This window comes from Sphingobacterium sp. ML3W, assembly GCF_000747525.1.
Taxonomy (GTDB): domain Bacteria; phylum Bacteroidota; class Bacteroidia; order Sphingobacteriales; family Sphingobacteriaceae; genus Sphingobacterium.
The window spans coordinates 3,213,292-3,226,082 of the sequence record NZ_CP009278.1; the positions used below are offsets into that span (position 1 = coordinate 3,213,292).

General features: G+C 36.1%; 9 protein-coding genes and 2 tRNA genes. 7 read left to right on the plus strand and 4 right to left on the minus strand.

Annotated features, from left to right (window positions below; genetic code table 11):
- Positions 1-23 precede the first annotated feature (23 nt).
- Both KO02_RS13720 and rpe read right to left on the minus strand, forming a co-directional pair.
- Entirely contained in the window at positions 24-2,786 is a 2,763-nt protein-coding gene (locus tag KO02_RS13720; protein ID WP_038702713.1) for a bifunctional aconitate hydratase 2/2-methylisocitrate dehydratase, read from the minus strand.
- 458 nt (positions 2,787-3,244) lie between these two features.
- The gene (gene rpe / locus KO02_RS13725) at positions 3,245-3,925 is read right to left on the minus strand and encodes a ribulose-phosphate 3-epimerase (RefSeq protein WP_038699159.1); all 681 of its coding nucleotides are present in this window, start codon (positions 3,923-3,925) and stop codon (positions 3,245-3,247) included.
- A 170-nt stretch (positions 3,926-4,095) separates the two neighbouring features.
- On the opposite strand from rpe, the gene KO02_RS13730 reads away from it, so the two are divergent.
- The 5 genes from KO02_RS13730 (at position 4,096) to KO02_RS22870 (ending at position 9,627) form a co-directional block, all read left to right on the plus strand.
- Complete coding sequence (locus KO02_RS13730) at positions 4,096-6,210, plus strand: HD family phosphohydrolase (protein WP_038699161.1); 2,115 nt, start codon at positions 4,096-4,098, stop codon at positions 6,208-6,210.
- Between the two features lie 121 nt (positions 6,211-6,331).
- Positions 6,332-6,421 (plus strand) — tRNA-Ser (locus KO02_RS13735).
- Between the two features lie 621 nt (positions 6,422-7,042).
- Positions 7,043-7,489, plus strand: coding sequence for a GNAT family N-acetyltransferase (locus KO02_RS13740; protein ID WP_038699163.1), 447 nt, complete (start codon positions 7,043-7,045; stop codon positions 7,487-7,489).
- A gap of 1 nt (position 7,490) precedes the next feature.
- Positions 7,491-8,606 carry an alanine racemase gene (locus KO02_RS13745; RefSeq protein ID WP_038699165.1) on the plus strand — a complete coding sequence of 372 codons (1,116 nt, stop codon included), beginning with the start codon at positions 7,491-7,493 and terminating at the stop codon, positions 8,604-8,606.
- Between the two features lie 145 nt (positions 8,607-8,751).
- Positions 8,752-9,627: a helix-turn-helix domain-containing protein gene (locus tag KO02_RS22870; protein ID WP_051959947.1), complete on the plus strand. Its 876-nt coding sequence runs from the start codon at positions 8,752-8,754 to the stop codon at positions 9,625-9,627.
- A gap of 169 nt (positions 9,628-9,796) precedes the next feature.
- Here KO02_RS22870 and KO02_RS13755 read toward each other — a convergent pair whose 3' ends face one another.
- A complete protein-coding gene (locus tag KO02_RS13755; RefSeq protein WP_038699167.1) occupies positions 9,797-10,393 on the minus strand; it encodes an NAD(P)H-dependent oxidoreductase in 597 nt (198 codons plus the stop codon).
- A gap of 269 nt (positions 10,394-10,662) precedes the next feature.
- On the opposite strand from KO02_RS13755, the gene KO02_RS13760 reads away from it, so the two are divergent.
- A tRNA-Ser gene (locus tag KO02_RS13760) sits at positions 10,663-10,752 on the plus strand.
- 60 nt (positions 10,753-10,812) lie between these two features.
- Here the strand turns inward: KO02_RS13760 and KO02_RS13765 are convergent.
- Positions 10,813-11,034, minus strand: coding sequence for a hypothetical protein (locus KO02_RS13765; RefSeq protein WP_038699169.1), 222 nt, complete (start codon positions 11,032-11,034; stop codon positions 10,813-10,815).
- A 415-nt stretch (positions 11,035-11,449) separates the two neighbouring features.
- Between KO02_RS13765 and KO02_RS13770 the strand changes: the two genes are divergently transcribed.
- Positions 11,450-12,625 carry an NAD(P)/FAD-dependent oxidoreductase gene (locus KO02_RS13770; protein ID WP_038699171.1) on the plus strand — a complete coding sequence of 392 codons (1,176 nt, stop codon included), beginning with the start codon at positions 11,450-11,452 and terminating at the stop codon, positions 12,623-12,625.
- Positions 12,626-12,791 lie beyond the last annotated feature (166 nt).

Here is a 12,791-nt window from a genome sequence, read left to right on the forward strand (position 1 = left end):
TACTAAAACTTCAATACTAATATTTACTTAGTCGGAATAGGTGCAAATTTTGTCAAGTTGATTCCCTCAACAGCAGCTTTGTATTCATCCATATTTGGAATTCGACCTAAGATAGCAGAAAGCACAACCACTGGAGTAGAAGCCAATAAAGACTCCCCTTTTTTACCATCTCTGTCTTCCACAACACGTCCTTGGAAAAGACGAGTAGAAGTAGCCATTACTGTATCACCCTTTGCTGCCTTTTCTTGGTTACCCATGCAAAGATTACAACCAGGACGCTCTAAATACATGATGTTCTCATACTCCGTACGAGCATTACTTTTTGGTAAAATATCACTAAATTCAAAACCAGAGTATTTCTGTAGGTATTCCCAATCTCCTTCTGCTTTCAACTCATCAATGATATTGTAAGTAGGAGAAGCAACAACTAATGGTGCCTTAAATTTAACTTCACCGTGTTGTTTCTCTACGTTCTTAAGCATTTGAGAAACGATTTTTAAATCGTCTTTATGTACCATACAAGAACCGACGAAACCTAGATCTACTTTTTTAGCACCTCCATAGTAAGACAATTCTCTGATGGCATCATGGGTATAACGTTTAGAAACGTCAACGTTGTTAACATCAGGATCGGCAATCATTGGCTCATCAATAATATCAAGATCAATAACTACTTCAGCATAATATTTAGCATTTGTATCTGGCGTTAGAGCTGGTTTTTCACCTGTTCTTATTTCTTCAATACGTTTATTTGCTTTATCGATTAAACCTTGTAATACTTGCCCCTTGTTTTCCATACCCTTATCAATCATGATTTGGATACGGTTCTTCGCAATTTCTAACGATTGAATTAATGTCTCATCTTGAGAAATACAGATAGAAGCTTTGGCTTTCATCTCAGCAGTCCAATCCGTAAATGTAAAGGCTTGATCAGCTAAAAGTGTACCGATATGTACCTCAATGATTCGACCTTGGAAGACATTCTCTCCCCCAAATTGTTGTAACATTTGAGATTGTGTCGCATGAACCACATCACGGAAATCCATGTGTTGTTTCATAGTACCTTTAAAGGTTACTTTTACTGATTCTGGAATTGGCATAGACGCCTCACCAGTAGCTAATGCTAAGGCAACAGTTCCTGAGTCAGCTCCAAAAGCAACACCTTTAGACATACGTGTATGTGAATCGCCACCAATAATGATTGCCCATTCATCAATAGTAATGTCATTTAATACCTTGTGAATAACATCCGTCATCGCGTGATATTCGCCCTTAGGGTCACGAGCTGTAATTAATCCGAAGTCATTCATGAACTTCATCAATTTAGGAATATTAGCCTGCGCTTTCTTGTCCCATACAGATGCTGTGTGACAACCCGATTGGTATGCACCATCTACCGTTGGAGAAATAACTTTAGCCGCCATTGCCTCTAACTCTTGAGCAGTCATTAAACCGGTCGTATCCTGAGAGCCCACAATGTTCACTTTAACACGAACATCAGACCCAGCATGTAATACTTTTCCTGGAGTTGCACCTACCGCATTATTATTGAATATTTTCTCAACAGCTGTTAAACCTTGATTTTCAATAGAGATCTCTTTAGAAGGAGCAAATACCGTCGGAATTTCAATTCCTAAAACCCCTGCTGCAAAAGTTTGTATCTTCTTCCCAAATACAATAGCATATGATCCACCTGCTTTGATAAACTCTCTTTTTTGAGGCGTCAATGATTTAGAAATGTCAATCAATTCTTGATCTCCATTATACAATTTCGCTGTTTTCGTATTGATAGTCAAAACAGTACCTGTAGCAACCGAGTAAACCTCCTCTAAAATAGGCTCATTATCCTCATTACGCACCACTTCACCATTTGCATCTACTTTCTTTCTCCAGTTTTGAAGATCGATACCGATACCACCTGTAACATCTACTGTAGTTAAGAAAATCGGAGAAATACCATTAGTACCACCCACGATTGGAGCAATGTTGACAAATGGAATATATGGACTTGCAGGTTTACCTGTCCATAATGCGACATTGTTCACACCAGACATTCTCGAAGAACCAACACCCATTGTTCCTTTTTCAGCGATCAACATCACACTTGCATCAGGATATTGTGCCTGTAAAGCTTTAATTTCTTTTTGGGCTTCAGCTGTAATCATACACTGACCATGCAATTCACGATCAGAACGAGAATGTGCTTGGTTACCTGGAGATAATAAATCCGTTGAGATATCACCTTCACCAGCGATAAAAGTAACTACTTTTATTTCTTCTGGCACCTCTGGTAATTTAGTAAAGAATTCTGCTTGAGCGTAACTTTCTAGAATTTCTTTGGCTATTACATGACCACGATTAAACGCATCTTTCAAACGCGCTGTATCTGCCTCGTAAAGGAAAACTTGTGTTTTAAGAACTTCTGCAGCTTGTTTAGCAATAGCCACATCATGACCCAATGCTAAATCCAGCAGCACCTCAATAGAGGGACCGCCTTTCATATGAGATAACAACTCAAATGCGAAAGTTGGCGTAATTTCTGCAACCGCTTCTTCTCCAAGAATAATCTCTTTCAAGAACGTTGCTTTTACACCAGCCGCACTAGTCGTACCAGATAAAGTGTTGTAAATAAACAACTGCAGAGACTCAGCTCTATTTTCGTTGTTTAAATCTTTTATTTGAGCTATAACTTCACTTAATAATTCAGCTCCGTCAATTGGTTTAGGATTTAATCCCTGACCTTCTCGTTCTACAACCTCTTGTACGTAATCGTTGTAAATACTCATAGTATATAATTCTTTTTTATATGTTAAAGGCAGCTCAAAAAACAGCCACTGCTGCATTTTAACACGACCACACGTTTAATAATTAAGCTAAAAAAATATCATTTCATGTATTGCACGCTGATACTTAAATTTAGCTCCACATTTTCTTCATTTTGATGACCCTTTTTCGATAAAAATAAGGACCATCTCTTAGCACAAAAATACTAAAAATCAATGGTTAATAACAATCAATAAGATGTATTCTCACAATTTGGAAATATTCTAAACAAGAATTACCTCCAAATTACATATGAAAATAAAACACTAAAAAACAATCAATTGCAATGCAAAATCTTCACCCATAACATGAGTTAAGAATTGAAAACTTTGACAATTAGATTAAATATCACATGCCAAAAGTGTATAAAAAAGGGGGAATCATGTCCGATTCCCCCTTTTTTATATTGATTTTATTTTGATTAAATATTTTGCAATTGAATATCAACAGCTTTTAGATCTGCTATTGACTGTGTTGGATTCTCAGCAGCAAACACAGAACTACCCGCTACCAATACATCTGCTCCAGCTTGTAAAAGTGCTCCAGCGTTACCAACTCCAACTCCTCCATCGATTTCAATCAAAAGACCATCGTTTACCCCAGCAGCCATAGCACGCAGTTGTTTCACTTTACTATAGGTGTTTTGGATGAATTTCTGACCACCAAAACCAGGATTTACAGACATTAAGCATACTAAGTCTAAATCTGCAATCACATCCGACAACAAAGAGACTGGCGTATGTGGATTTAAGGCTACACCTGCTTTACAACCCAACTCCTTAATAGCAGCTAGCGTGCGGTGCAAATGTGTACATGCTTCATAATGCACGGTAATAACCGCGGCACCAGAATCTTTACATAATTGTAAATAACGATCTGGATCTACAATCATTAAATGTACATCTAAAGGCTTTGTTGCATGCTTTGCAATTGCTTGCATAACAGGAAAACCAAAAGAAATATTTGGCACAAATACGCCATCCATGATATCGATATGAAACCAATCGGCCTCACTATTGTTTACCATTACAATATCATCGTATAATTTAGCGAAATCCGCTGCCAAAACTGAAGGTGCAATAAGATGCTTTTTACTTGACATGAGTCTTTGATTTGTTTTTACAAAGATAATTAAGTCTAGCGGATGGTTCGAATTTAAATCAAAAAAATTAATTACAACCCTGATTACTATTGACAATGGCCTTCATATTAGCACATTTTTAAGTACATTTGCTTGATTAATTCTTTATTATCCAACAACAATCCAACCCCGTGAGTAGATTAAAAATTAAATATAATCGTGAGTCCGACAACAATATGAACCTTATTCGCAAGGTAAGTTTGATATTGGCAACCATTATTCTTATTTGTATTTTCCTTCCAAAGCAAGCTCGTTTTCGTTACGAATTTCAGAAGGGAAAAGTCTGGGATCATGAAAACTTAATTTCTCCTTATAATTTTGCCATTCTTAAAACGCAAGAGGAGTTAAATGAAGATAAAAAAAACATCCTAAAAACCATTCAGCCTATTTATGATGTCAACTCAACAATAAGCAGAGAACAGATAGACCAATTTGAAACCGATCTAGCGGAAAAATGGCAAACCAATAAACTGGACACCACTCCCCAAAAAATACAAGATTATCGTACCGTAGGCAATGCAATCCTGACCCATCTTTACGATCGTGGTATCTTATCGTTAAACAATAGGTTCCAAAACCGTAATGACGATAAAAGTCCTGCGGCCAAACAATACAATTTCACCCTGATCCAAGATAAGGTAGCGACACAAAAAAACACAGCAGACTGTTACACCATCGAATCGTCATATGAGTATGCAAACTCCGTTCTCAGCAATTCGCCCAAGATTGTATACAAAAAGTGGCTACTGGAAACCTTAAAAAACTACATTACACTCAATTACGTCTATAATGACCAGCAGACCGAACGCTTGGAACAAACAGCTTTAGCCAATATTTCCTCTACTCGAGGTGTCGTGCAAAAAGGCGAACTAATTGCGGAGAAAGATAAAATTATAAGCAATGAAACCAACCAAAAGTTAGAGTCACTCCGTAAGATTTACGAAGACGAAGGTAAAATATCAGGCAACCAGACTTATGTAACTCTAGGGCAATTTTTAATCATTTCGCTTGCCCTGTCCATTTTAATGGTTTTCCTTTTTCTCTTCAGAAAAGACATCTATTACAATAATCGCCTGCTATCTATCATTATGATTGTTATCATAGGTATGTTAGCCGTATTATCATGGGCGATCAAAATTAAGATACCCAACCTATACTACATCCCATTCTGTTCCGTCCCCATCATCATCCGCATACTCTTTGATTCTCGCGTGGCCTTGAACATACATTTACTTATGGTCTTATTAGCTGCATTGTTTGTCCCCAATTCATATGAATTTGTGTTTTTACAATTCATGGCAGGTATTGTGGCAATCTACAGTATAAAAACGCTGGTTAAAAGAGAGCAATTTTTCATATCATCCGCTATCATACTGGCGACCTATCTAATTGCCTATTTCGGCCTCTTATTGACGCGAAACGGCTCATTAAGCACCATCAACTTGATGGATGTGACACCATTCGTGGTGAGTGTGATGATTACGTTAATGGCCTATCCATTAGTATATGCCTTTGAGAAGCTATTTGGAATCGTATCCGACCTGACCCTCATGGAGCTTACCAATAGTAATTCGAAGCTACTTAGAGAACTATCTTTCAAAGCTCCCGGTACATTCCAACACTCCCTTCAAGTAGCCAATCTAGCAGAAGCAGCTATTTATCGTATTGGGGGCAACCCCCTATTGGTACGTGCAGGAGCGCTGTACCATGATATCGGAAAAATGACAAATCCACAATTCTTCATTGAAAATCAAAAAACAGAAAAGAACCCGCATGACGAACTATCTCCAGAGCAAAGTGCGCAGATTATTATTTCCCATATCATCAAAGGGGCTGAAATTGCTAAAAGAAATCAACTTCCCGACGTCATCATCGACTTTATCCGCACACACCATGGTACGACCAAGGTAGATTACTTCTACAACCTATTTATCAAGAATAATCCAGACAAGCTCGTTGATGAGGCATTATACCAGTATCCAGGTCCTATTCCTTATTCCAAAGAAACGGCAGTACTCATGATGGCTGATTCTGTTGAAGCTGCATCTAGAGCATTAAAAGAACACACAGAAGAATCCATCAATACACTAGTCGATAAAATCATCGAACACAAATTAAAATTGAATCAATTTGCAAATAGTAACATCACCTTGAAGGAAATTACCGAGTCAGCAAACATTTTTAAGGCGATGTTAAAGAGTATTTACCACGTCAGGGTGGATTATGACCTCAGTAAGAAAAAATAAGTTAAATTTATTGTATCAGCAATAAATTGACATACAATCGCTTACTAAAAACTTATGTTTATTTTGCAAAATAGGCTTTGCATAATAAAATAATTGGCTTATGTTTGCATAGTCAAAACAAGGAAGAATGCCTGAGTGGCCGAAAGGAACAGTTTGCTAAACTGTCGTACTGGAAACGGTACCGAGGGTTCGAATCCCTCTTCTTCCTCCAAGACACAACAAAGCCCGACTTTAAAGTCGGGCTTTGTTGTTTATGGATTAAAATTAACGCAATCTCAATCATTCCCACAACCCAACTTATTATCATTAATGAATGATTTCCTATCCAAAAAACAAATCAATCCATCTTATCATTCATTTCTTTTATCAAGTATTTATTTTGTCCGGAAAATAAACAAGACAGGCATTATAAAAATTTATCTTTCTAATAAATAACCAAAAACAGTAAAATATACCACTTTACAGATCTTTTCTAACACGTCTTTCATTACATCCTTAGTAATTTTGCATCATCATAATCGATGATAACAAAAAGACGAAGATGAAAATCAAAATAAAAAATACAACAGTCCCGACCTTCTTTCACAAAAACAGAATAGCTATGCACAGCTAATGCGGCACAATATGTGTGATGCCCTTTCACATCACTACAAACTATTTCATGATTGACCGAAACTGAAACAAGGTTCTGGCTACGAAACCATTAAATAGCATGTGAAAACTAAGAAATCAGTTTAAATACACTGATAACGACATTGACTAAAAAACACCATAATACTCCCAACCAATACGATACAACACTTCCCTATCCGGAATAATTAAAAAAAAGAAAATGATTACATTACATACCTATACAGAACAAAAAATAGCTGATGAACAGCAAAGACAAGAAATCATTGCGTTTCTTTTCCATCATCTGGAACAATATGGAGATCCAAAATCTGATATAGAAAAAGCCATCAACTATGCTATGGGCGAAGATAATAAGCCGGGTGGAATTTTATTGACTGCAATAGATGACAGTACCGGTGCATTGGCAGGGGTTTTGGTCATCAATAAAACAGGAATGCACACCTATATACCGGAAAATATTCTGGTATATATTGCCACCGACAAGAATCTCCGCGGAAAAGGGATCGGCAAAAAACTCATGCAACATGCTATTGAAATTTCAAATGGAGATATCGCACTCCATTGTGAACCGGATAATCCGGCAAAGCATTTGTATGAAAAACTGGGATTTACCAGTAAATATCTTGAAATGCGGTTAAAAAAATAACATGTCATATATCACCATAAATTCTGCTAAACTTCTTCATAATTTCACTTTTCTAGATAAACTTTTCAGCCGTAATCATATTGATTGGGCTATTGTAGGAAAACTATTGTGTGGAAATGAGAAATTTCTGAATGTTTTATTGGAAATAACAAACAAAGATGTTTGCGATTCGCGATTAAGTAATTTGAAAACGATCAAAAAACTATCGCCTACAACGCAAACCATTTACATAAAACCTCCAGCCCAAAGACTTGCAAAAAGTATTGTAGAATTTGCGGATGTAAGTTTTAATACAGAACTTAACACCATCAAAGCCCTTTCCGAGGAAGCTGTAAAACAGCAAAAAATTCACAAAATCGTTATAATGGTAGAAATGGGTGAACTTCGAGAGGGAATTATGGCTAAAAATCTACCTCAGTTTTATGGAGATATTTTACAATATCCCAATATTGAAATCGTAGGGATAGGCACCAATCTGAATTGCCTTAACGGAATACTTCCGGATGAGAAAAAACTGTTTAAGCTCAATCGTTACAAAGAAATCGTTGAAGAAACATATGGAATAAAAATATCTTATATTTCAGCAGGCTCATCGGTTACGATTCCTTTAATTTTCAGGAATCAGATTCCTGATGGGATCAATCATTTTAGGGTTGGAGAAACCTTATTTTTCGGAACTGATGTGTATCAGGACTCTCTGATCAGCGGAATGTATCAGGATGTCTTCAGACTTACGGTAGAAATTATTGAGATTATAGAAAAACCAATGATTCCAGCTGGCGATGTGGGAACCAACCTCACAGGGGAAACCCCTCAATATGACGCGAAAGATCTGGGTAAAAAATCAACGAGAGCAATCGTAGATATTGGATTGCTGGATATTGACCCCAAAAATATAACGCCCTTGCTTCAGGGAATAGAAATTATCGGTGCCAGTTCAGATATGCTTATTTTAGACTTGGGATCGAACACTTCCAAATTTAAAGTTGGCGACACACTGGATTTCAACATGGATTATATGGCCGTATTACGTGCTATGAATTCAGATTATGTTGACAAGAAAGTTGAGAGAACCTTTTCTCCGAGAGAACTGAAAATTTTAGAATTTAAAAATTAATTATCAACAGTTAAAAACCAAATTACACAAAGGACTCGCCTTGTCATTAAGATGGGTCCTTTGTATAATATACATAAAAACACGAATCAAAATTGAATAGTCAAAAAGATTATTTTATATTTAGGACTGTGCATAAAAATCGCCCATGTTGAATCAAGATATTCAAATTCTAACGTTAAATAAGCTGAACACCCATATCAGTCTACGGTCTGAACTGGGAATACTGACTATGGATAATTTTTTAGAAAAAGTGAACAAAAATGGAAATTTCAAAAATAAATTTTATGCTGTTTTCCTTTTCACTGATTGCAAAGGTTCTTTAAAAATTGATAATCAGTGCTATGATCTAATTCCACATCAGTTCTTTTTTCTCAATTACAATCAGGTTTTTAGTTTTCAGGATACCGAATCCTGCAAAGGTTATGTTCTATTGTTTACAAAGTCATTCTACAACTACATCTATACTGGAAACAAGATGATAAACAGTGATACTGCACTAGTAGAGATGTCGCCTTACATCATCCTAAAAAATGAAAGTAGAAAAGACCAATGGCAAAGTTTTGAAGAGCTAAAAAAAGAATACCAGTCAGAGAAAATTCTATTTAAAGAAGTAATCTGTCTGTTGCTGAAAGTTTTCGTTTTAAAATACATTCGCTACTCTCACAAAACGTCTCATCTCAATACCCAATCCGATCGAAAAAAAACGCTAGTTGATCATTTTAATAATCTTGTCAATATTAATTTTAAAGAACTAAAAACCACTTCTACCTATGCCAAAAAATTAAACATCACCCCTAATTATCTCAATGCCATCATCAAGGAAAGTCTGGATATCTCAGCTGGAAAGATCATTAAAAATCGTGTCATCCTAGAAGCAGAAAGGCTTTTATTACACACTACCCTTTCCGTTACAGAAATTTCCTACGAGCTAGGTTTTAGCGATAAATCTCATTTTGGAAAGTACTTTAAGGCTGAGAAGGAATATTCCCCAAATCAATATCGAAAAGCAAATACAGGATGATTTTGTTGTTTCGCTTCCCGAGTGCTCCTGTAACATCTATCCGTGGAGGTTTTTCAAAACATTTCAAAGTACAAATTGACTCCCAAACTTAGAAATTCTCACCTTTACAAGCCGTTTACGGGATAGCTAATACATTTTCTTTTCTGACTCGACTTTTTACAATTAGCGGTTATCCACAACAGTTTATCAAATTGACCAATAACTTTTTAATTTGTTCTTTATGCTTTTCTCTTACATTTTCAATTTCTAATGTTCCCCCAAGTATAAGCATTTCCTTCTGTTCATAACGTTTCCCTAGCCTGTCATCAAGCATGACACTTTGCATGCTCTGAGCAATGCCGATTTCATTTAAAAACTCGTTAGCATGTCCTGCTGTACAAATTATGGCTCCATATTTAATAATTTTCATTTTGGGTAAGTCTGCCTTTTGTCCATAAGCATAGCCTACTGAATACACTCTATCAAACCAACCTTTCATCATTGCCGGACAGTCACTCCACCAGACCGGATAAATAAAAATAATACGGTCAGCATTTTCTATTTTTCTATGTTCTTCAACCACATCTTTCGAAATTGGCAATTCAGTATTTGCAGCTCCTTCTCTACGGTATTCATTTTCTGTCAAATTACTTTGAAAATTGTTGGCATACAAATCAGAAACTTCAAGGCTACAGTTTTGTTCCATCAACATATTTTTCACTTGGTTTAATACCTGAAAAGTATAAGAGTTTTCACTTGGGTGACAGTAAACAATTAAAATATTCATCCTAATTCTATTTTGTTATGAATTCTATTGATTAGACCAATAAATTGCTTTTCGTAAGCTTAAAGTTTAAGTAACCAGATTATTTTCTTTAAACTCTTTTATACATAATTTGATATTCCCAATTTAAAATTTAATAAATAACGCAATAACAGCCGAGTTTTGTGATTTATCAACATTAGTAAACGGAAATTTTAAAAAAAAGGACAAAAAACAAGCATCTAGGCTTTGCAAAATAAAATAATTCGCTTATGTTTGCAATGTCAAAACAAGGAAGAATGCCTGAGTGGCCGAAAGGAACAGTTTGCTAAACTGTCGTACTGGAAACGGTACCGAGGGTTCGAATCCCTCTTCTTCCTCCAAGACAAAACAAAGCCCGACAACAGTCGGGCTTTGTCGTTTATAGTCATTACAATCTTCCCCTAATCATTGATCAACCGCTGCACTTCCTCAGCAGATTCAATAACATCAAACGATGTTGCACTGTGCGTGGAAGTAAGGATACAAAATATAGTGGTAAGCATTCGACCCTGATAATCATTTTGAACAAAATGCACAATGTTTTCTGCTATAAAATAAATGGGTCTTTCTATTACATCATCACCCTTTTTAACCCTTTGAGTTAGTTTAATTGATTTAGCCATATCCTTGTCTTTTATATATTAAATATAATCAAATCCTATCTTGAATCCAATGGTTAATTTCAAGCTATGCTAACATTGATAGATTGAATTCCAGATGTTTTCAGCAACAGTGGTGAAATTATAGAGAATTTAATTTACCAGAAAAATACCCCATCAATTCATTAGCCTTATTAAATAGCATCATACCTAATATTTGAACAACATTTTAGACGACGTAATAGATTTTGACGATAAAATCAAGCAAGCGTTCAATAAGGAAGCTTTAAGCCTTAAAAACGCTTATTTGGATAAATTGAGATTAGATTCGAAAGTACACTACAGCATGCACACATTATCGTCAATACTTTATCATCGTCTTTTGATATCTAAACCTAAGTAAGTAATTCCTTAGCATAAATGCTTATTTTTACACACAATGAACGAAGATCCTATTATTATCATTGGAGCTGGTCCAGCGGGATTAATGGCAGCACAGCAGTTGGCCACTAAAGGCTATCATGTACACATCTATGAAAAAAATAAAGCCGCTGCCAGAAAGTTTTTGGTCGCTGGGCATGGTGGTTTTAACCTCACACATAACGAACCGATAGATACCTTCGTTGAAAAATATGATGCGCATGAGATACAATGTATCGTTCGTTCTTTTGACAACTGCGCAACGGTCGCATGGCTTTCTTCTATAGGAATATCTACATACGTGGGTAGTTCAGGAAAAATATTTCCTAAAAAAAACATCAAACCCATCCAAGTATTACAAGCATGGCTCGATCATCTCAAACATTTGGGAGTGTCCATACACTATGGACATCGTTTGATTGATTTTGATACAAAATCAATCACTTACAGCCACAATGACATCACAATACACCAAAATTACCAAAAACTCATATTGGCTTTAGGGGGTGGATCATGGCAAAAAACAGGGTCAGATGCGGCATGGGTACCACTATTGGAGTCCAAAAACATCCGCATAAATCCCCTTCAATCAGCCAATTCAGGATACAACACAAGAGATAACTGGAAAAGTTTAGAAGGACAGGTTTTAAAAAACATACAGGTTTCATTTAATGGTTCCAAAAAATTAGGAGAACTGGTATTTACCACATATGGTATTGAAGGAAGTCCGCTGTACTACTTGAATCGCTACACAAGACCTTTTGACTTTCCACTAGATATCCAAATTGATTTAAAACCCAATATGGCAATAAATACTATTTTAAAACAACTTCAATCTGGTGGAAATGTTAGTTCGCTATTAAAAAATAACCTCAAACTATCAACCACAGCAATAGCACTTTTAAAAAAATTGGATAAATCAACATTTACAGATCCACAAGCCTTAGCGCGTGCCATAAAAAGCTATTCCATCCCGGTTACTGGACTTCGACCTATTGATGAGGTTATTTCTACTGCAGGTGGAATACCATTTACAGAACTAAACGAAAATCTTGCATTTCATCAATTTCAACAGGTATATTGTGCAGGTGAGATGATCGATTGGGAGGCTCCTACAGGTGGGTACTTGCTACAAGCTTGTTTTAGTACCGGAATGTGGGTAGCACAAGCAATTTGCAATCAAGATCGCTCCTGACGAGCAAATTACAGCAATAGACCATGTTAAATGGATTTTCGATGAATTTCCGAGGAATTGAAATAATACACCATGAATAGTGCAAAAAGCTCCTAAGATTAGCTTATTGAAAAACTACGCTTAGGAGCTTAAATTTTGATGAGATAGTATCGGCTCTAACGATAGG

Bases quoted from the DNA above. Each gene is read 5' to 3' on its own strand.
- KO02_RS13745 (WP_038699165.1), top strand. From the start codon at position 7,491: ATGTCATATATCACCATAAATTCTGCTAAACTTCTTCATAATTTCACT.
- KO02_RS13765 (WP_038699169.1), bottom strand. From the start codon at position 11,034: ATGGCTAAATCAATTAAACTAACTCAAAGGGTTAAAAAGGGTGATGAT.
- rpe (WP_038699159.1), bottom strand. From the start codon at position 3,925: ATGTCAAGTAAAAAGCATCTTATTGCACCTTCAGTTTTGGCAGCGGAT.
- KO02_RS13755 (WP_038699167.1), bottom strand. From the start codon at position 10,393: ATGAATATTTTAATTGTTTACTGTCACCCAAGTGAAAACTCTTATACT.
- KO02_RS22870 (WP_051959947.1), top strand. From the start codon at position 8,752: ATGTTGAATCAAGATATTCAAATTCTAACGTTAAATAAGCTGAACACC.
- KO02_RS13770 (WP_038699171.1), top strand. From the start codon at position 11,450: ATGAACGAAGATCCTATTATTATCATTGGAGCTGGTCCAGCGGGATTA.
- KO02_RS13720 (WP_038702713.1), bottom strand. From the start codon at position 2,786: ATGAGTATTTACAACGATTACGTACAAGAGGTTGTAGAACGAGAAGGT.
- KO02_RS13740 (WP_038699163.1), top strand. From the start codon at position 7,043: ATGATTACATTACATACCTATACAGAACAAAAAATAGCTGATGAACAG.